17 protein-coding genes are annotated in these 20,007 nt (G+C 64.7%); 6 read left to right on the top strand and 11 right to left on the bottom strand.

Going from position 1 to position 20,007, the window contains the following annotated elements; all coding sequences use genetic code 11:
- The 3 genes from E5Z01_RS08940 to E5Z01_RS08930 all read left to right on the top strand — a co-directional run bounded on the left by E5Z01_RS08940 (position 1) and on the right by E5Z01_RS08930 (position 5,727).
- Positions 1-3,411: an efflux RND transporter permease subunit gene (locus E5Z01_RS08940; protein ID WP_135229044.1), complete on the top strand. Its 3,411-nt coding sequence runs from the start codon at positions 1-3 to the stop codon at positions 3,409-3,411.
- Between the two features lie 139 nt (positions 3,412-3,550).
- Positions 3,551-4,669 (top strand): TolC family protein, encoded by a 1,119-nt coding sequence (locus tag E5Z01_RS08935; protein WP_240738258.1) that lies wholly within the window; start codon positions 3,551-3,553, stop codon positions 4,667-4,669.
- A gap of 218 nt (positions 4,670-4,887) precedes the next feature.
- Positions 4,888-5,727, top strand: coding sequence for a CoA transferase (locus tag E5Z01_RS08930; protein WP_240738257.1), 840 nt, complete (start codon positions 4,888-4,890; stop codon positions 5,725-5,727).
- A gap of 2 nt (positions 5,728-5,729) precedes the next feature.
- On the opposite strand, the gene E5Z01_RS08925 is transcribed toward E5Z01_RS08930, so the two are convergent.
- From E5Z01_RS08925 to E5Z01_RS08915, 3 genes are read right to left on the bottom strand one after another with little or no spacing between them, the layout of a single operon-like run.
- Positions 5,730-6,911, bottom strand: coding sequence for a glutathionylspermidine synthase family protein (locus tag E5Z01_RS08925; protein ID WP_135229043.1), 1,182 nt, complete (start codon positions 6,909-6,911; stop codon positions 5,730-5,732).
- Positions 6,908-7,399: a hypothetical protein gene (locus E5Z01_RS08920; protein ID WP_135229042.1), complete on the bottom strand. Its 492-nt coding sequence runs from the start codon at positions 7,397-7,399 to the stop codon at positions 6,908-6,910. Before E5Z01_RS08920 ends, E5Z01_RS08925 begins: the two co-directional genes overlap by 4 nt.
- Positions 7,400-7,408: 9 nt before the next feature.
- Positions 7,409-8,575: a hypothetical protein gene (locus tag E5Z01_RS08915; RefSeq protein ID WP_135229041.1), complete on the bottom strand. Its 1,167-nt coding sequence runs from the start codon at positions 8,573-8,575 to the stop codon at positions 7,409-7,411.
- Positions 8,576-8,836: 261 nt separating this feature from the next.
- Between E5Z01_RS08915 and E5Z01_RS08910 the strand changes: the two genes are divergently transcribed.
- Together E5Z01_RS08910 and E5Z01_RS08905 are read left to right on the top strand one after the other, a co-directional pair.
- Positions 8,837-9,604, top strand: a complete 768-nt coding sequence (locus tag E5Z01_RS08910) for a ParA family protein (protein WP_119766814.1) — start codon at positions 8,837-8,839, stop codon at positions 9,602-9,604.
- Positions 9,601-10,488 carry a ParB/RepB/Spo0J family partition protein gene (locus E5Z01_RS08905; protein ID WP_135229040.1) on the top strand — a complete coding sequence of 296 codons (888 nt, stop codon included), beginning with the start codon at positions 9,601-9,603 and terminating at the stop codon, positions 10,486-10,488. Before E5Z01_RS08910 ends, E5Z01_RS08905 begins: the two co-directional genes overlap by 4 nt.
- Before the next feature lie 121 nt (positions 10,489-10,609).
- Here the strand turns inward: E5Z01_RS08905 and hpaI are convergent, their stop codons facing one another.
- The 8 genes from hpaI to E5Z01_RS08865 all read right to left on the bottom strand — a co-directional run bounded on the left by hpaI (position 10,610) and on the right by E5Z01_RS08865 (position 18,646).
- Positions 10,610-11,413, bottom strand: coding sequence for a 4-hydroxy-2-oxoheptanedioate aldolase (hpaI, locus tag E5Z01_RS08900; RefSeq protein ID WP_135229039.1), 804 nt, complete (start codon positions 11,411-11,413; stop codon positions 10,610-10,612).
- Complete coding sequence (gene hpaH / locus E5Z01_RS08895; RefSeq protein ID WP_135229038.1) at positions 11,410-12,216, bottom strand: 2-oxo-hept-4-ene-1,7-dioate hydratase; 807 nt, start codon at positions 12,214-12,216, stop codon at positions 11,410-11,412. The genes hpaI and hpaH overlap by 4 nt, the downstream gene beginning before the upstream one ends.
- A 31-nt stretch (positions 12,217-12,247) precedes the next feature.
- Positions 12,248-12,634 carry a 5-carboxymethyl-2-hydroxymuconate Delta-isomerase gene (locus E5Z01_RS08890; RefSeq protein ID WP_135229037.1) on the bottom strand — a complete coding sequence of 129 codons (387 nt, stop codon included), beginning with the start codon at positions 12,632-12,634 and terminating at the stop codon, positions 12,248-12,250.
- Positions 12,634-13,422: a fumarylacetoacetate hydrolase family protein gene (locus tag E5Z01_RS08885; RefSeq protein ID WP_135229036.1), complete on the bottom strand. Its 789-nt coding sequence runs from the start codon at positions 13,420-13,422 to the stop codon at positions 12,634-12,636. Before E5Z01_RS08885 ends, E5Z01_RS08890 begins: the two co-directional genes overlap by 1 nt.
- A gap of 185 nt (positions 13,423-13,607) precedes the next feature.
- Positions 13,608-14,582, bottom strand: a complete 975-nt coding sequence (gene hpaD / locus E5Z01_RS08880) for a 3,4-dihydroxyphenylacetate 2,3-dioxygenase (protein WP_135229035.1) — start codon at positions 14,580-14,582, stop codon at positions 13,608-13,610.
- A gap of 89 nt (positions 14,583-14,671) precedes the next feature.
- On the bottom strand, positions 14,672-16,144 hold the full coding sequence (gene hpaB, locus E5Z01_RS08875; protein ID WP_167757844.1) for a 4-hydroxyphenylacetate 3-monooxygenase, oxygenase component: 1,473 nt from the start codon (positions 16,142-16,144) through the stop codon (positions 14,672-14,674).
- Between the two features lie 75 nt (positions 16,145-16,219).
- A complete protein-coding gene (hpaE, locus tag E5Z01_RS08870) occupies positions 16,220-17,779 on the bottom strand; it encodes a 5-carboxymethyl-2-hydroxymuconate semialdehyde dehydrogenase (RefSeq protein WP_135229033.1) in 1,560 nt (519 codons plus the stop codon).
- A 21-nt stretch (positions 17,780-17,800) separates the two neighbouring features.
- Positions 17,801-18,646, bottom strand: a complete 846-nt coding sequence (locus E5Z01_RS08865) for a hypothetical protein (protein WP_135229032.1) — start codon at positions 18,644-18,646, stop codon at positions 17,801-17,803.
- A 62-nt stretch (positions 18,647-18,708) separates the two neighbouring features.
- Here E5Z01_RS08865 and E5Z01_RS08860 point away from each other — a divergent pair, with 62 nt between their 5' ends.
- Positions 18,709-19,815, top strand: coding sequence for a helix-turn-helix domain-containing protein (locus E5Z01_RS08860; protein ID WP_135229031.1), 1,107 nt, complete (start codon positions 18,709-18,711; stop codon positions 19,813-19,815).
- Positions 19,816-20,007: the final 192 nt, after the last annotated feature.

Raw genomic sequence — 20,007 nt, 5'->3', positions numbered from 1 at the left:
ATGATTCGACAGGTCGGAGAAAAAATCTTCAATAGCGTTCACCCGCTGGTGAACTTCTCGGTGCGGCGCTACGTGTTCTCGATTGGCGTGTTCGTGGCGGTGATGGTCTTTGGCCTGAACGCCATGCGCTCGCTGGGCGTGGATCTGCTGCCGGCCACCAACATCCCGGTGGTCAGCATCAACACGTCGTATTCGGGGGCCAGCCCCGCCACGGTGGATGAGGACGTGACCAAGGTCATCGAGAGCGCGGTGGCGCAGGTGCCGAACGTCAGCGCCATTTCCAGTACCTCCAGTACCGGCAGCAGCCGCGTGACCTTGCAACTCGACGACGGCACCGATCAGAACGCGGCGGCCAACCAGGTGGCCTCGCTGGTGTCCAGCGCCACCCGGCAGTTGCCGGACGGGGCCGACAACCCCAGCGTGCGCACCTTCAACCCCAACGCCAGCGCCATCCTGCAAATCGGCGTGTCGGGCGGCACCGCCAGCCTGGCGGACGTGTACGACTACGTCAACGACCAGCTGCTGCCCACCCTGCAACGGGTGGACGGCGTGGCGGACGTGGAACTGTCGGGCGGCTCCAACCGCGAGGTGCAGGTGCTGCTCGACCCGGACAAGCTGGGGGCCTACGGCCTGAACCCGCAGGCGGTCAGCAGCGCCATCGCCGGCAGCAACGTGCGCTCGTCGATCGGCACCATCACGCAGCAGGGCACCAGCCTGACGTACACCACCAACGCGAAACTCGGCAGCCTGGAGGAGATCGCGGACGTGATCGTCAGCGGCGACAAGAACGTGCGCGTCAGTGACGTGGCGCAGGTGCAGGACAGCAGCACCACCTCGGGCGTGACCCGCGTGAACGGCCTGCCGGTGGTGCTGGTCAGCATCTACCAGACTTCCGGCAGCAACGCGGTGGCGGTGGCCGACGGGGTGACGGCGGCCCTGAAGGCCGTGAAATTGCCGACCGGCTATAAAGCGACCGTCAGTAACGACACCACCGGCCCTATCCGCGACAGCATCGACTCGACCACACACGAGCTGTGGCTGACCGCCCTCGTGGTGGCGCTGGTCACGCTGCTGTTCCTGGGTCGCCTGAACACCGCCTTCACGGTAATCGCGGCCATTCCCATCTCGCTGGCGGCGGCCCCGATTCTGTACTCGCTGCTGGGGTTCACCTTCAATCAGGTATCGCTGCTGGCGCTGATCGTGGCCATCGGCATCGTGGTGGACGACTCGATCGTGGTGGCCGAGAACGTCGAGCGTTACCGTGCGCTGGGCCTCGACCGCGTGCAGGCGGTGCTGCGCGGCGCGTCCGAGGTATTCAGCGCGGTGGCCGCCGCTTCGCTGTCGCTGCTGGCCGTGCTGATTCCGGTGAGTTTCATGGGCGGCATCATCGGAACGTACGTGCAGCAGTTCGCGCTGGGGCTGGCCGCCGCCGTGCTGATGTCGTGGCTGGAAGCGCTGCTGTTCCTGACCGTGCGTATGGCCTACACCCCCGACGCCGAGCCGCTGACCTGGCGCGACGTGCCGCGTACCATTACGCAGTTTCCGCAGGCGCTGCAATTTGGTCTGCGCAGCCCGCAGCACTGGTGGTTCTGGGTGCTGGCGCTGGGCCTGGCCGCCCTGATCTGGACGCGCGCCGACCGCTGGCTGCTCGTTGGGCTGCTGGTTTTGCCGCTGGCGCTGGTGGTTCTGCGCTACGTCTGGGGCGTCGCCCTGGCCCTGCTGGAAGCCCTGACCGGCACGCTGCACGGCCTGACCGAGCGGGTGCTGGGAGCGGCCCGTGAAGCCTACGCCAGCAGCCTGCACAGCGCCCTGCGCATGAGCCCTGCCGTGCTGGCGCTGTCCGGGGTGTTCCTGCTGGCCACGCTGCTGCTGCTGCCGCCGCGCCTGAGTTTCACCTTCACGCCTCCCAGCGCCTCGGGAACGCTGCGGGTGGGCCTGCGGCTCCCCAACGACCTCTCGCTGGACGAACGCAACCGCCTGGCCGCCCGCCTGGAGAACTACTTCCTGCAGGACGCGGCGGTCAAGACCGTGCAGGCGTCGGTGGGTAACTCGAACACACAACTGAACGTGACCCTCAAACCGCTGGAGGAACGGCCCGGCGAAACCCGCACCGACGCGGCGCTGACCGCCAAGTACCAGACCGACCTGCGCACCATGTTCAGCGATTACCCGAACGTGCGCGCCAACCTGTTTACCGGCGGCGGGTTCCGGGGCCAGGGCAACTCGCTGAGCATTACGCTGGTCGCCAGCAACTTCGAGCTGCTCAAGGAACGCGCCGCGCAGGCGGTGAACGTGGCCGAGCAGAACGCCAACGTGGCCAGCGTCAGCAGTTCGCTGGACAGCACCACCCTCGAAAACCGCTTCGTGCCCAACAAGGCCGCGCTGTCCAGTGCCGGCCTCAGCGCCGACACGGTCGCCAGCGCCCTGCGCACCTACGGCAGTGGCAGCAGCGGCGGCACGGTGGACATCGGCGGCGTGACCTACCCCATCACCGTGCAGGCCAACCCCGCCGCCCTGAGCGACGAGCAGGGCCTGCTCTCGCTGCCGATTACCAGCCCGGCGCTGGGCAGCATCACCGCCGGGCAACTCGGCGCGGTGGTTCAGGGCAGCGCCCCCAACAGCATTCCGCGCACCAACCGCCTGTACAGCCTCGACCTGAGCATCGAACCGCAGGCCGGCAGCAGCCTGACCAGCGGGCAGCTTCAGGACAGCCTGGTGGCCTCGCTGACGAGCGCAGGCGTGATCGACAACCTGGTCAGCGTCGGGCAGGCCGACCGCAACAGCGCCTTCGGACTGGGCAACCAGCTGCAGCGCACCGGCCTGCAGTACTTCGCGCTGTCTTTGCTGCTGGTGTACCTGGTGATGGGCAGCCAGTTCAACTCCTTCCGTTATCCCCTCTACCTGCTGCTGCCGGTGCCGTTCGCGGTGGCGGGCGCGTACTGGCTGATCTTCCTGACCGGCAACAAACTGGACATCTTCGCGGTGCTGGGCTTCCTGCTCCTGATCGGGCTGTCGGCGAAAAACGCCATCATCTACCTGGAGTTCGTGGTCGAGAAGATCGGGGAGATGCCCTTTTACGACGCCCTGATCGAGGCCAGCCGCCTGCGTTTCCGGCCCATCGTGATGACCACCCTGACGGTCATGATCATCGCCCTGCCGCTGCTGCTGAATCAGGGGGCCGGCAGCGAGTTCGGCAAGAGCATTTCGGTGGTGATCCTGGGCGGGGTGGGCTTCTCGGCCCTGATGACCTTCTACGTCGTGCCCGCCGCCTTCTACCTGTTCGAGCGCCGGCGCGTGGAACGTGAACAGCGCCAGCAGGTCACGCTCGACTCTGCGTCACTGGATTCTGCGTCGCCAGACTCTGCTCCGTCGGTTCCCCCCACACCCGGCACCCGGCCCCTGCCCGGCTGACCCCATCGTCATAGCCCCTGTTTCCTTCCTCTCCTCAGGTTGCCCTGGGGAGGTTTTTTTTGGCCCTGAATTCCCCATCTTCGACAAATCTTCAACATTCGTGCAAACACTCTTGGCAGCGGCGTGCCAAGCTGACTTCATGCCCTCCCTGGTTACCGTGAGAAAAGATTCTTCCCTCGCCCTGACCCTGCTGAGTGCCGCGCTGCTCATGGGCCAGCCGGCCGCCGCGCAGGCCGCGCCCACCACCCCAGCTTCCCCAGGCAACGCCAGCACACAGATGCCAGCCAGCGGCATTACCCTTCAGGCCGCGATCACGGCGGCCCTGCAGAACAACGCGGACGTGCGCACGGCTCAGGCCAATCTGGAGAAAGCCAGCGCCACGAACACCGCCGCGCAGGCCGATCCCAGCGTGCTGGTGGCCGCCAAACTGAGCGCCCGCAACGCCGCCGCACTGGCCGCCGCGCAGTTGAGTGGGGCGCGGCTGGCGGCCTTGCAGAGTACCACCGCCGCTTTCCTGGCGGTACTGGAAGGCCAGGAGAGTGTCAGTGTGCAGACCTTGCAGGTGCAGGCCGACCAGAAGGCAGTGCAGGTCGCGCAGGCCAAGCAGCAGGTGGGGAACGCCACGGCGCTGGACGTGCAGAACGCCCAGAATACCCTGGCTGCCAGCGAGCAGGGCCTGGCCGACGCCCGCGCTCAACTGGCGCTGGCGCAGGCACGGCTGGGGACGTTGACCGGCCTCGCTGGGAAGCTTCAGGTATTGGCCCCCGACAACGTCTCCCCTGCTGCGGCGTCGCTGGCGCAGTTGCAGGGTCAACTGCCGCGCCTGAGCGCCCTGGTTGCCGCCGGCAACGCGGTGAGCGAGGCTCAACTGGCCGTCGACCTGGCGAACAACGATTACACGCCCGCCCGCACGCTGGCAGACGCCCGCACCGCCCTGGCAAACGCCCAGCGCTCGCAGCTGAGCGCCCAGCAGAACGCCGCGCAGACCCTGGCCAGCGCCTACCAGACCTGGCAGAATGCCACCGAGTTGCTGGCGGTGGCCATCAGCCGCGAGGACGCTGCCAAGAAAAATTTCGAGCAGGACACGGCGCGGCTGCAAAGCGGCACCATCAGTGCGGTGGACTTGCAGGCCACGGGTCTGCTGCTGAAAAAAGCCCAGTACACTCGCCTTCAAGCACAGGGCAACGTGCTGGAGGCGCTGGCGGCCCTGTCGGTGGCGGCGGGGCAGAACCTGAGCGGCGTGGGCGGCACGCTTTAAAAGACGCCTGACACCAGAAAGAGGCTGCGCGGCCGGAAGGGAAACCTGTCACTGTTGCGGGTCACGCCGACTATCACCAGAGTGAGGACGGCCTGATCTCTGTCACCATCTATTTGACCCACGTACTACACGAACTTACGCCCAGCAGGCTCCGAAGAAAGATCACTGCACCAAGTTGGGCGCACACCGCACCGGTTCGCAACAGGAGGAATTCGACCTTGACCCCTTCACCAGTTTCCCCTTTGCACGGCCCGCTTTCCGGCTTTCGGGGCGTGAGTCTCGCCGCGAACGTCCCTGGCCCGGTAGCGGCCCAGTTGCTGCGCCAGGAGGGCATGACCTGGATCAAGGTGGAAGCGCCCGCCGGGGACATGCTGGCCGGCGCGGCCCCCGGCATGTACCGTGAACTCGCCGAGGGCCTGGATGTGCGGACGGTGGATTTACGCCGCCCGGAAGGTCAGGCAGCGCTGCAAGAGTGGTTGCGTGGGGCCGACCTGCTCCTGACCAGTCAACGGCCCGGCGCCCTGGCGCGGCTGGGCATCACGGCGGAAAGCCTGGCGCAGTGGAACCCGGCGCTGTGCTGGGTGGAAATCGTGGGAGACACGGACGAGCCGGAGGTTCCAGGGCACGACCTGACCTACCAGTTGCAGGCCGGGCTGGTGCGCCCGCCGCAGATGCCCACCACCCTGCTGGCCGACCTGAGTGGAGCGCAGGAAGCTGCGCGCGCAGCACTGGGCCTGCTGCTGGGGCGGGCACGCGGCGCGGAGGAGCGTCACCGCCGGGTGGGCTTGAAGCAAGCAGCATACGCCATGGCGCTGCCGGTGCGCCACGGCTTGACTGCAGCGGGCGGCTGGCTGTCGGGCGCGAATCCCGAGTACCGCCTCTACGCCCTGCACGACGGCTGGGCGGGCGTGGCGGCCCTGGAGCCCCACTTCGCTCAGCGGCTCTCGGAGGTACTGGCCGGACAGGCCCTCGAAGAATTCTTGCTAACCCTGACAGTCGAGGAGTGCAAAACCCTGGCGCATGAGCGCGATCTGCCGATTCACGCCATCAAAACTTAGAGTTACTCGTCCTGTACAAGATGAGGGACGAAGCGGGCGCGGTCGTCCGTGACGCGGGTCACGCCTTCGCGCACGCCCAGACCGCACGGTTCGTCGCCCGCTACCCACACGCCCAGCACCGGATACCGGCTTTCACCGCGCCCAGCTTGGTACTCCGGCAACTCGACGTAGGCCTGCTCAATCAGCGGCAGGTCACCGTACTCGCCGCCGGTGGCCGCCTGGCCGGGCAATTGTACGTTCTGCCCTTCACGCGACCACAGCGGCTTGCGCACCGGCTGCATCCCCACATTCGTAAGATTCAGCGAATCCACGAACCGCGCCGGAAGAATGCAGGGATGTTCCGGCGCCAGCTCATGCATGAGAGGCAGCAGGCCCTTGCTGGACATCACGGCCTTCCACAGCGGCTCGATGAAGCGCGTCCTAGTGCTGGCGAGGTAGGCCGCGTCGCGCCCCTCCCAGGCGAACTCGAACGGCCACAACATGGCCAGGTGTCCGATGGGCAGGCCCCACAGGTCGGCCAGCTGATCCATGGCGGCGCTGCTGCCGATCTCATCGACCCACAGGCGCTGCGTTTTGATGCCGGCGGCGCGGGCCAGTTCCTCCAGGTAGGTGGACGTGGCCAGGTCTTCGTCCAGCCGGGCGGCGGCGAAGGTCACTTCCCGCACCCCGCGTTCCTGCGAGGCCCACTGCCACTGCGCGGTCAACGCCTCGTGAATGGCGTTCCACTGCGTGGCGCTTTGCGGTAACTCGCCGGTCTCCTGACGGTCTTCGAGCCACTGCCACTGACACACGGCGGCTTCCAGCAGGCTGGTGGGCGTCTGCGCATTGATCTCCAGCAGTTTGGGTTCCTGGTCTCCCCCACTGTAAGCCAGATCCAGGCGCAGATACACGCTGGGGTCGTCCCTGTCCCAGGAAGCCTTCACGGCGTCGTGCAGAAAATCCGGGATGCCCAGTTGCCCCAGGCGCCTGGTCTCGATGGCGTGGGCCACCGCGTCCAGCGCCAACGCGACCAGTTCGCCGGAGCGGCGCTCGAGCAGTTCGATTTCAGCCGCCGTGAACGAATACGCGGCGTCTTCTTCCCAGTAAGGAAAAGGAGCCTCGCGGCTCCCGGTGTGCCAGGTGAAGCCCACCTGTTCCAGCCTGTCTTGCCAGCCGGGGCGCTCGCGGAAAGGCAGGCGCTTCACGAACCGCTCGACCCGCCCCAGCCGCGTGCCCCGGTGCTGAAGCCGCCACGCGAAATGGTGGGTGCCGTGTACGAACTGGCCCGCCCATTGGGGTTGATGGTCAGGCCGGTGGTGCTGACCTTGCCGCTGGGGGTGTAGCCCACATAGCGCGTGCCCTGCGACGGAATGGGGCCGCTGGTCGTGCCGGGGGTAGGGCTGCCGCTGTTGAAGCCACCACGGCTGGAAATGCTGCCCATCGAACCAAACCACGGCCCGAAGTAGATGAAGCCCCCACCGCCGACGCGCTGCTCGCGGTTACAGGGGTTTTGCAGGCCCTGCTCGATCTGGAGCTTGTAGTAGGCGCGGCATTCGGCCTCTGTTTTAAAAGCCTGGCGGCTCATGCCGCTGGTGTCTACCTGCTTGCCCTGATCTGGCCCACAGCTGCTCAGTAAGGCCGGAAGCAGGGCAGGCAGGGCCGCCAGCAGGGGGAGATCAAATGTCTTTTTCATGCGTCCTCCTCACGATTTGTCGTCTTGGTCAGTCCCACGCCGGGGCATGTCAGGAGTACGCGCCGGCGGCGTCAAAGGTTCCCGGCGCACGCCCAGTTCACCGCTTTCGCTGGCCTTGGCTCGGGCCTTCTGCTCGATAAAGCGCTCGGTGGCGTCCCATTCTAATTCGCTGGTCGTGGTGTCCGGCACGCTGACAGTCGCCAGGCCCTCCAGCGTGCGCCGCAGCGGTGCGTCGTCGCGCCGCCGCCAGGTGGGCAGCGCCTCCCAGCGCTCCACCACTTCCGGCAGGTGAACCTCCAGGGCCTGCTTCGCCTCGAACACGTCCCTGGGGTTGCCGCTGCGTTCGGCAACTTCCAGATGCTCAATCAGGCGGGTGCGCGTGGTCTCGATCAGTTGAAGCTGCGGTGCAGGAAGCGCCTGGGACGCACTGACCTCTGCTGAATCCGACTGCTGAGCCGCTGGGGCCATTGTTGCGGTGGATGAACGTCCAGCGAGGCGAGGAGCCAGGGCCGTCCCGATGCTGACCAGCGCAAGCAGCAAAACCAGCGGCCCGGCAGTGAAAGGAGCGGCGAAGAGGAGGGTGAGGATTCCCAGGCCCGCGGTCACAAGGCTGGCCGTGCGCAGCGGTGAGGCGGTAGGCAGGCCGTTGCCGCGAGGAACACCCAGCAGAGCTGAGACGGCCGCCGCGACCAGCATTAGAGCCGCGATTAGATTCAACAGCGAAACGGACGACCCGAAGGCAAACAGGGCAAAGGCGAACCACAGTAGGACGAGGGGATAGTCGATTCTGCGTGCTGGCGCGGCCCCTCCCGCCGTGGTCAGCCCCGGCACCGGCTCCAGCGGAGGGGGCGCAGCTTCACCGGGGGCCGGAGGCGGAACGTCGCGGTACAGCCCGTCGTCCTGCGGGGCGGCATTCGCCAGCAGTGCCTGAAGCTGGGCATCCCCGGAACCTGCCAGGCCAGCCACGCGCGGCGCGGCGATAATCTGCGCTTCCTCAGTGTTCACGGCGTGCAGAGCCAGGTACAGCCGGGGGGTACGCACAATCACCCCGGCCACCCAGGGACTGGCACTGTCCACCGTCATCTGGCAACGGCCCGGTTCGGCGGAAAGTCGGGCCAGCATCTGCGCGGTGGGCAGGGTCGGCAGGTCGGCAGGCACCAGATCGGGTTTGGTCATAAAGCACCCGCTTGACTCTGGGGCGCGGGATTGGCCGGCGGCACACTCATAACCGGCAGCATACCCCGCGTTTGTGATGAAACGAAGCTAAAACGCACATTGAGGCAGGGCGCCATTCTTAGAACTTGTTATTTCATCAAATAACAAAGATGAAAGCCTTGCTGGACGCAACTTCCCCGCAAATTCTTTTACCAGAAGGTGCGACCACAGCGCTGCAGCGCCCGCTGCACTGAGAGAGCCCGCAGCCGTTAAGCTAGAGCCGTGAAGACCGTCACAGTGTTCAATCATGCGGGGGGGGCCGGCAAGACCAGCATCGTCCGGGATGTCGGGTACGAACTGGCACAGGCGGGTCACCGCGTGCTGCTCATCGACCTCGACCCGCAGGCCAATCTGACCGGCTGGCTGGGTGTGGAGGGGGTTGACCCCGCGCAGACCGTCTACCGGGTGGCGGTGGACGGACAACCTCTCCCCCAGCCCATCCAGGCGCATGGCCTGTCCCTCATTCCCTCGCACGTCAGCCTGGCGGTGGCCGAGGGCCAGATGATGGGCAGGGTCGGCGCCCAGGGCCGCCTGCGCCGCGCCCTTCAGGACGTGGCCGAGCAGTACGATGTCACGCTGATCGACAGCCCGCCCAGCCTGGGCCAGCTTTCCATTCTGGGCGCGCTGGCCGCCGACCACATGATCGTGCCTGTCCCCACCCGGCAAAAGGGCCTGGACGCGCTGCCGGGCTTGCAGGGGGCCTTCAGCGAGTATCAGGAGGTCAGGCCTGACCTGACGGTGGCGCTGTATGTGCCGACCTTCTACGACGCCCGGCGCCTGCACGACCGTGAAGTCATGGCCGACCTGGAACAGTACCTTTCCCCGCTGGCTTCACCCGTACCGCAGCGCGAGGCGGTGTGGCTGGATTCCACCGCGCAGGGCGCACCGGTGGGCGCCTATGCGCCAAACACCCCCGTTCACCGCGATATCCAGCGGCTAACCCAAGATGTGGCGCGGGCGCTGGGCCTGAAATACGAGGTACCCGCATGACCCGCCGCACCCGTCCCGAACGCAAACGCGACTTGCAGGGGCTGCTCGGCCAGGATGTGCCGGACTTGACCAGACCGGTAGAGGCCGAAACCCTGATCGCTGTCGAGCGCCTGCGTGCCGGACTGGGCCAGCCGCGCCGTCAGTTCGACGACCCAAAATTACAGGCGCTGGCCCAGAGTGTCCGCGAACAGGGTGTGCTGCAACCCCTGTTGGTGCGCAAGGTCGGCCAGGAGTTCGAGATCGTGGCCGGAGAGCGCCGCTGGCGGGCCGCCCAGCTGGCCGGATTGAGCGAGGTTCCCGTCATCATCCGTGACCTGACGGACGTGCAGGCCCGGCAGGTGGCCCTGATCGAGAACCTCCAACGCGAGGACTTGAACACGCTGGACGAGGTAGACGCCAAGCTGGAACTGGTGGCCCAGACGCTGGGATTGTCGCCGGAAGCAGCCCGAACCCGGCTAATGCAACTGCTGCGTGAGGAACCCGGAGCGGAACATGCCGCCCTGGATGAGGTGTTTGCGCCGCTGGGAGAACAGTGGACTTCGTTTACCCGCAACAAGCTGAAGATCCTGAACTGGCCTACGGCTATTCTGGACGCCGTGAGGGGAGGGCTGGCCTATACCCTGGCCCAGTTGATCGTCCCGGTGGAGGCGCGGCACCACACCCGGCTGCTGAATCTGGCCGCCAGCGGGGCCTCCCGCGCCGAATTGCAGGCTGAGATTCGTAAACTGACCACACCAGCCGTGTCAGCCCCTCAGGCCGCGCGGGTGGCCAGAGTCCTGGGCAGTTCGCGCTGGCTTTCGCGCCTTTCCAGCGCCGAGCAACAGGCTCTTGAGCAGTGGCTGAAGAAAATGCCGCAGGTTCTGCGTTCTGCAGTGGACGATTGAAGGCCTGTTATTTGATCAAATAACACAGCAAAGAACCTCAGTTCTCCCGTTCTACACGAGAAATTAAAAAGGAGTCGGTTTCTACAAGCCGACTCCCCTTTGATTGCTCTGCTTGCAACGCTCAGTAGGTGCCGTCACCCTGGGTTTCACCCTGGCGGTCTGCGGTGAACTGCCTGGCAAGATTCCGGCTGGCCTGCGCGAGCAGCGAGGTGTCCACGCCCACAGCCACGAAGGTGGCGCCCAATTCCAGATAGCGCTTCGCCTGGTTCACGTCGCTGCTGAGAATCCCGGCCGCCTTGCCTGCACCCACGATGCGCCCGATGGTGTCCTCAATGGCCGTCACGACTTCCGGGTGACCGGGATTGCCCAGATGCCCCAGGCTGCCGCTGAGGTCGGCGGGGCCGATGAACACGCCGTCCACGCCCTCCACCGCCAGAATGCTGTCGAGGTTCTTCAAGGCTTCTCTGGTTTCCGCCTGCACCAGCACGCAGATTTCACTGTCGGCGCGGTGCAGGTAATCGGGAATGCTGTTCCAGCGTGAAGCGCGGGCCAGGGCACTGCCCACGCCGCGCACGCCTTGCGGCGGGTAGCGTGTGGCGGTCACGGCCGCCTGCGCCTGCTCGGCGGTGTCGATCATGGGCAGCAGCAGCGTCTGCACGCCCAGATCGAGATACTGCTTGATCAGGTGCGTCTGCACCACGGGGGGCCGCACCACCGGCGCAACCGGGTAAGCGGCCAGCGTCTGAAGGATGGACAGGGTGCTGCGAACATCGTTGGGGGCGTGCTCGCCGTCGATCAGCAGCCAGTCGAAGCCCGCACCGGCGCAGATTTCGGCGCAGTACGGATCGGCCAGGCCCAGCCACAGGCCGATCTGCGGCTGACGGGACTGCAAGGCCACTTTGAATTCATTGATCAGTCCATTCATTTTGCGAACCTGAAAGACAGTCCGCCCAGCGGGCCGTAATCGGCGTGGAACACGTCGCCGGGTTCGGCTTCGACAGGGCGGGTAAACGACCCGGCCAGGATGATCTGTCCGGCTTCGAGTTTGCGCCCGTGCGGGGCGTACTTGTTCGCCAGCCACGCCACGCCGTTCACGGGGTTGTTCAGCACCCCGGCGGCCACGCCAGTTTCCTCGATCACGCCGTTGCGGTACAGCAGGGCGCTCATCCAGCGCAGGTCAACGTCGAAGGGCCGCACGCTGCGCCCACCCACGATGATGCCGGCGTTCGCGGCGTTGTCGCTGATGGTGTCGAACACCTTGCGGGTGGCCTTCGTTTCCGGGTCGACCTGCTGAATGCGGGCGTCGATGATCTCCACGGCGGGAAAAACGTATCTGGTGGCGTCCAGAACGTCGAAGGCAGTGCAGTTCGGGCCTTCCAGATCTTTTTCGAGCAGGAACGCCAGCTCCACCTCCACGCGCGGCACGATGAAGCGCGAGGTGGGAATCTCGCTGCCTTCCGGAAAAACCATGTCGTCGAGCAGCACGCCGTAGTCGGGCTCGTTGATGTTGCTGGACTTCTGCATGGCCCGCGAGGTCAGGCCGATCTTGTGGCCGTACACCCGGCGGCCGAGGCTGAGCTTGTGTGCCACCCAGGCGTCCTGCACCCGGTAGGCGTCCTCAATGGTGATGTCCGGGTACTGCCGCGACAGTTGCGAAATCTGCGTGCGGGTTTCCTCGGCGTGGTGCAAGCGCGTCACGGCGTCGCTGATCTGCTCAGGCGTCAGCATGCGAACCTCCGGTGGGGGAGAGGGGAGGGCTTCACTTCCTGTACCGCGCGTGAATGTTGTTGTGCTTCCACGTGCCAGCCTCGCTGAATTCCTGAATCTCCTGCGAGAGCGCCAGGGGCCGCGCCGCGAACTCCTCAGCGAAGTGGGCCTTCAGCACGGCAAACAGGTCATCCCCGGTGGCCTGCTTCACCTCGTCGCTGCGGCCCGCCCCTATTTTCAGGACGACATGCACGAAAGCGTCCTGTGGATCGGTGCTGTCGGCCACGGCGTATTCGGTCAGGCGGTAGGCCCGCGCCCGGATGCCGCCCACCGGATACACGTCCGGGCGCGCGAGCAGCACGGCATTCAGTGCCCGCAGCAATTCGGGAATGCGCGGGCTCTGCAGGTTGTCGGTGTACTCGACGGTCAGGTGCGGCATTACTTGCGTTCGCCTTCCTGCGCGATCAGCGGCTCGGCGCTCTCGTCTTCCAGCGCCACCGGGTTCTCCAGTGCGCCCAGCCCGTCGATTTCCATGCGCATCACGTCGCCGGGGTGCACGTGCGAGACTCCTTTAGGCGTTCCGGTCAGGATCACGTCGCCGGCTTCCAGGGTCATGAAGCGGCTCATGAACTCGATCAGCTCGGGGGCTTTCAGGATCATGTCCTTGGTGCTGCCTTCCTGGCGCAGTTCACCGTTCACGTAAGCCCGCAGGCCCAGGTTGTACGGGTCGGCGATCTCGTCGGCGCTCACCAGGTAAGGCCCCATCGGGCCGAAGGTGTCCCAGCCCTTGGCGCGCATGGGGGGGCGGTAGTAGTTGCTGACGTAATCGCGCACCACCAGGTCGTTGGCGATGGTGTACCCACCCACGTAGTCCTGGGCGTCCCTGGCTTTCACGCGGCGGGCATCGCGCCCGATCACGATGCCCAGTTCCACCTCGTAGTGCATGAATTTTGCGCCGCGGGGGTAGATGACCGTGCCACCGTGCGGCAGCAGGCTGGTGTTGGGTTTCAGAAACATGACCGGTTCCTCGGGGGCCTTGAAACCCAGTTCGGCCACGTGGTCGGCGTAGTTCAGCGCCAGGGCAATAACCTTGCCGGGTTTCAGCGGCAGCAGGAACTGCACCTGATCCGGGTGATGGGCCTCGCCAGCCGCGTCGTACAGCAGACCGTCCTGGCGGAGTTCCCCTTTGAGCTGGCGTCCACCAACGATGAAATTTGCGGTTTTCATGTATCTCCTTCGGTGCGGCCTTTCGTCGACCTCGGGCCGTACTGTATTGAATTCTCTTGTCCAGACGTGAGGGCCGCCTGACTGGAAACGGCTTCGGTGGAGCCAGAAGGCTCCCGTCATCACGTCCCCTCAAGCGGCCCGACAGGTTCAGGCCAGCCTACGTTTTCCCGGCCAGCCGACGCCACTCAGATGACGTGTGCGGGAATGCCGGTCAGTTTGCCCTCTTTGGGCTGCTGCACGCCGCCCTCGAAGGCCTCCATGGGGCTGGCTTCCTCGAACCAGCTGCGCGGCGTTTTCGCGCCCCACAGCGTCTGGCGGCGCGGGTCGTCACGCAGCCACTTGATCGGCACGAAGTCCGGGTCGACCGTGATGTAATCGCTGGTGTACAGCTCGATGCGGTGGCCGTCCGGATCGCGGATGTACAGGAAGAACGCGTTGCTGACGCCGTGACGCCCCGGGCCACGCTCGATGCGCTCGGGCTGCCGCGCCCCGGCCAGGATGTCGCAGGTCTTGATGATGCTCAGGGCGTCGGGCATCCAGTACGCCCAGTGGTGCAGGCACGGCCCTGCGCCGTTCGTGAGGGCAAAATCGTGCACGCCGCCGCGCCGCTGAATCCAGGCCGCCCACCACTGATCCTGCTCGTCCACGGTGTATTCCGAGAGGCGGAAGCCGAGTTCGTCCATGTACCAGTCCATGGTGGCTTTCACGTCCGGCACGCGCACGTTGCAGTGATCCACACGCTGCAAACCGGGGCCACGGTGCTGGTGATACTCCTGCAACAGCCACGGATACGTCTTCACGTCGTGGTAAAACGCCACCGGAATACCGAAGGGGTCTTGCAGGCGCAGCATCCTCGGGCGATCCAGTTCTTCTTCCCAGCGGTGGGGGAGCCCCTGGGTTTCCGCGAGGTTCACCAGCGCGTCCAGCGTATGCTCGTCGCGCACGCGGTAGCCCAGGTGACGCACGCGGGCTTCCTCACTACCTTTGCACTGCTCCAGTTTCAGCGTCCACTCGCGGTCTTCCACGCCGCGCAGGTACAGCGCGTCTCCCTGTTCGTGCAGCACGTTCATGCCCAGCAGGTCAACGTAAAACTCCTTGCTGGCCGCCAGGTCCTTCACAGTAAAAATCGCCTGAGCGATCCGAATCACATCTGGTTTCATCTCGTGTTGCCTCCAAATCAATGGGTTCGGGCCACAGGGTCTGAGAGTCCTGAAAAGCTGCTCGGACTCTCAAACCCCACGCCAGCGGCTTACTTGCGCTTCAGGAATTCCTGAATGCGCAGCACGGGTTCGCTGCTGTCGTAAACCTCGTACAGGGCAGAGTGCATGCGCACGGGATCGCCGAAGAAGTACTTCTCGTACAGCGACTGGCGGCCGGCAAAGCTGCTCATGCTCATGTCCCAGGCCAGGCGGAACAGTTTCAGGCGGTCTTCGGCGCTGGCGTTGCCGGCTTGCAGGAACTTGTCGATCTGCGGCCCGAGCGGCCCTTCGCGGTCGGCTTTGCTGGGCATCATGATGATGCCGGAGGCGCCCAGCAGTTGCAGCAGTTCGGGCAGGCGCTGGTGGTTGGCGGGGTAGTAGTTGCGGGCGGCGTCCAGCGGCCCACGGGCCGGTGTCATCACGCCGTACTTGTTCACGGTGGCCTGCTCGCGGGCGGCGACTTCCAGGCCCTTCATGATTTCCAGCATGATGATGATCTCGGCGATCTTGGCCTGCACGTGCTGGAACCCGCCAGAGCCGATGGCATTCACGATGCTCTGGGCCACCCCCAGGAACGCCTCGGTCTTGGCAATTTTCAGATTCACGACCTGGTAGGCCATGTGTAGCACGGCATCGGTGCCAGCGTAGGCCTTGTTGGCCAGTTCCACGTCGTACAGCAGGAACACGCGCTCCCAGGGCACCAGCACGTCGTCGAAGATCACGAAGGCGTCCTGCTCGTCGAACCGGCTGCTGAGGGGATGGTCTTCGGGATCGCGGCCCACGTCGATGGGTTCACGGCACTGGAAGCTCACGCCCGGCGCGTTGCAGGGAATGGCGAAACCCATGGCGTAGCGGCTCTTGTCGGCGTTTTCCTTCAGCACGGTGGAGGGGAAAATCAGGATTTCGTCGGCAATCGGCAGGGTCGCCATCATGCGGGCGCCGCGCACGATGATGCCCTCGTCGGTTTCCTTTACCACGCCCAGCGCGATGTAAGGGTCGGGCATCTCGGACGCCATCTTGCTGCGGTTCACCTGCGGGTTGGTCAGCGCGTGCGTCAGGCACAGGTCGTTGTCGCGCACGAATTTCGCGTAGCGGCGCATGTTCTCGGCGAAGTCCACCTTGTGGTCGCCCTCGGGTTTGCACTGCGCGAAGTATTCGGCGCCCGCGCCCGCCGCCATCACGTTGGCGTTCATGTAATCGGGCGCACGCCCCAGGAAACCCAGGCCATAATTCGCGCGAATCCGGTGCGATTCGGCGATCAGTTTCAGGTCTTCCTTCGTTTTCGGCTCCATGAAAGAACGGGCGTACCGCTTGCCGTCTTCCTCGAAGGTCAGGGGGTCGCGCAAGTCTTCCTCGAATTGCAGGTCGTACAGGCCCGCCAGCGACCGACACATGTTCGCGGTGGCCGGGTGCGTGGTGGGGTCCTCGACCCGCCCGCCGTCGATGTACAGCGTCGGCGGATTCTGCCGCAGCCGTGCCAGGAACTGCTCGCCGTTCACCGCCCCAGTCCCATTCCTGTGCATGGGCGGGATGACCTTACCTTCAAATTTCTCCGTTGCTGTCATGATTCCTCCTGAAAAATGGGGCCGGGAGAGCGTTTACTCGCCCGCTTCCTTCTTGTCGATCTTGGGGGCCTGCCCAACGCCGAGTTTCGCGGTTTTGTGCGTGCCAAGGGAAATGGCGATGTTCTTCGTTTCCATGTAGAACTCGAAGCTGTAATCGCCGCCGTCGCGTCCGATGCCGCTGTTTTTCACGCCGCCGAAGGGAGTGGGCAGGTGGCGGACATTTTCGCTATTGACCCAGATCATGCCGGCTTCCAGGCCGTGCGCGAAGCGGTGGGCGCGGATCAGGTCGTTCGTCCAGAGATACCCGGCCAGGCCGTAGGCGACGTCGTTGGCCAGGCTCAGGGCTTCGGCTTCATCCTTGAAGGGAATGGCGGTCAGCACCGGACCGAAGATTTCTTCCTGCGCGATGCGCATGTCGTTGCGCGCCCCTGTGAACAGGGTGGGACGCACGAAATTGCCGCTCTCACCCACACGCACGCCGCCTTCGGCGATGGTGGCGCCTTCCTCGCGGGCCTTGTCGAAGTACGACATGACTTTCTCGAAGTGGCGCGGGTGAACGAGCGGCCCGACTTCCGTTTCCGGGTCGAGGGGGTCGCCCACGCGGATATTGCTGGCGCGCTCGGCAATACGTTTGGTGAACTCGTCGTAGATGCCCTCCTGAATCAGCACACGGCTGGAGCTGGTGCAGCGTTCGCCGTTCAGGCTGTAGATCATGAACACCACCGCGTCCAGGGCCTTATCGAGGTCGGCGTCATCGAACACCACGACCGGGTTCTTGCCGCCCAGCTCGAAGTGAACGCGTTTCAGGGTGTCGGCACCCTGGCGCATGATGTGGCTGCCGGTGGTCGTTTCACCCACGAAGGCCACGGCCTTGATCAGCGGGTGCTCGGTGAGGGTCTTGCCCGCACTTTCCCCGAAGCCGTGCACGAGGTTGTGAACGCCCTTCGGCAGCCCCGCCTCGTCCATGATCTCGGCCAGCAGGGTGGCGCTCACCGGGCTCCACTCGGCGGGCTTGTGCACCACCGTGCACCCGGCGGCCAGGGCCGGGGCGATTTTCCAGGTAGACAGCATGAACGGCGTGTTCCAGGGCGTAATGACGCCCACCGGGCCAATCGGCTGGCGAAGCGAGTAGTTGATAAACCCGGTGGTGGGCAGACTCTGGCCGTCCTGCGCGGCGGGGGCACGGTCGGCGTAGAAACGGAAGTTCTCGGCGCCGCGGGTCGCCGCAGACTTCATGAAGCGAATGGCCTGCCCGGTGTCCAGGCTTTCCAGTACGGCAATTTCCTGAGAGCGCTTCTCGATCAGGTCGGCAATCCTGTGCAGGATCTTGCGGCGTTCCGCGCCGCCCACCTCACGCCACATCTGGAAGGCGTCCCAGGCGGCCCTGGCGGCGCGGTCGATGTCCTGTGCGTCGCCCCTGGCAGTTTTCACCAGGAAGCTGTTGTCCACCGGGGAGTGCGTGTCGAAGGTTTCCCCGCTGAGGGAGTCCACCCACTGCCCGCCGATGAAGTGCTTGATGCCGGGGTTCAGGCGGCTTTCGCGCAACTGGGCGGCCAGTTCATGGTTAGCTTTTACGGCTTCAGATTGAGTCATGGTTCTCCTTGACCTGAGGGGTTAGGGGGTTGGGGTGCTGATGGAGTAAGCGAGGAAAGATTCACGGGATTTCAGGCTGCCATTGCGGAAAACGTGAACCGCCGCGCCTGTGCCGGGGCCGTCATCATCAATGACCAAGCGATACTGGAAACCGTCCTCCGTCCTGAAATCGTAGGTGGTTCCGCCTTCGACGCTGCGGGTTTTCCGTCCGCCGGTGACGTAAACGCCGGGTGTTCCATCGAAGTTGCGGGTGGCGTATGTGATGGCGTCCCCCTCGTCCCACACGATGACCGTGCGTTTCGCGGTGGCTCCCATGAAGGCGGCGTTCGGAATGTACCGGCAGGTGTTCTCCCCCTGCATGGTCTTGAAGCGCACGACGCGCTGCATCCGGTACCCCATTCCGGCCGGACTTTCCACGTTGCTCAGGTGAACGAAGTACCGGCTGGTCAGGTCGCGCGTGGCCCTGAACCCGGCGGGAATCAGGCCGATGTAGGTCGATCCGGCCGCGCCTTCCAGCGGGCCGAGTTTGTAATGAAAGTTCGATGCCACGGGTTTGTTTTTCAACCAGCGCAGCAGGGAAACTCCGCGCACGTCGTCTGGCCCGGACAGCGCGGGGGACGGCGCGGTCACGGCCAGGATGCGGTCTCTGGCGTCGCACCAGGCGAAGGCGGGTCTGGGTTGTGTCCCAACCACGACGAAGGAGGTCATGCGGTAAGACGCGGCGTTCGCCAGGCCAGACAGCGCAGCGCCGAGAAGCACGACTTTGACAGCGTGTCCGCGGTGTGTTCTGACCTGTTGGTTGTCTGGCGTGAAGTTCACGTCCCGCTGCCCCCCGGCTTGATTGAGTCCCTTCAGAATAAGGGGCATTCGCCCCGATTGCATTTGTCGATAACCACAGACTTTTCTCCTTATTTTGTAGAATTCTACAAATGTCCGTTTCAGATTTGCCCGCCGCGCTGACCATCGAGGAATTACCCGGCCTGCTGGCCTCGCTTCGTCAGGCGGTGTCGCGCCCGCAGCCGGAGCAGGCCCTGGCGACGTTCCTGGTGCGTCTGACTGGCGGATTCGTGGAAATTCGCGCCAGCTGGGGAGATGTGGTGGCGTCGGCGGGCCGTCCGGTAGGGGAGACGCAGCAGTTCAAGTTGACCCATGCCGGCAGGCATGTGGGACGCCTGACCGTGAGTTTCCCCCCCGACTGGAACCCCATGACGCCCGTGGTGGTGGAGTACGCGCTGTTGGCCCGCCTGCAATCGGCGGCAGCGGGCGCGTCTCGCCGGCGCGTGGGGGAACGTACGCTGGAAGCCCTGCTTCAGGGACACAGTGATCCGTTCACGGTGGGCGGCGAGTCCTTCGCGGTGGCCCTCGCCTCGTTCGAGGACGAACCGGGTCGAGGAGCCAGCGCCCAGGCCGCGCACGCTCATGCGCTGGACGTGCTGGCGGGCGTAGGCGAGGGGTACTTTGCGGAAAGGAACCTGGGCGGGTTCTGTACCGTGCGGGGTTCGCAGGCCATCTGGTTGTGGTCGACTCATGACCTGAAACTGGAAACGAACGAATTGTTTGCCGCCCTGACGGCATCCACAGGCCGCCGCGTGAAGCTGGGCGTCAGTGCTGCTCACCAGCGCCCAGACTTCAAAAATGCACTGGAAGAAGCGGCCCAATCGCTGTCCTCGCTGCGTGAAGCGGGTGTCGTGACTTTCATGGAAGTGGATACCCTGTACGAACTCCTGCAAAGCGACGCCCTAAATGGACTGCGGGCTCAGGTGAAGGCTCAACTGGCGAGCGTTGACCCGGATGGCAAGGTAGAAGCCGCACTCAGGGCGTATTTGGCGCATTCTGGAACCCTGGAAGAACTGGCGAGCAGACTCCGTGTCCATGTGAACACGTTACGCTACCGGCTCAAACTCGCTGAGAGGGCCATGAAGGGGTCTCTAAACGAACCTGCGACTATGAGTCGCCTTTTTCTGGCTCTCGGGCCTTCAAGGCCTTCTCAGGAGCAAACAGAGGCATTCCATAGGTCAAGCGAAGGTCAAATCTGAGAAATCTACCAAAATCGCTTCTGGTTACCAACTGAACTGAGCTTGTCTCTTTGGGGAATTGACGGAAGGCCACAAAAACCTGTCTAAGACGAGAAAAATTCTCGGAGAACGCAAATTTTGTGTTTTTTGGGATTGCCCTGATTGATGTTCTTTTAAAGATTTAAAAGATGTTTTAAAACATTGATGATCAAC

Origin of the sequence: Deinococcus fonticola (assembly GCF_004634215.1) — a bacterium.
Lineage (GTDB): Bacteria > Deinococcota > Deinococci > Deinococcales > Deinococcaceae > Deinococcus > Deinococcus fonticola.
The sequence above is the reverse complement of the archived record's forward strand: the minus strand, read 5'-3'. Positions and strand labels throughout refer to the sequence as shown.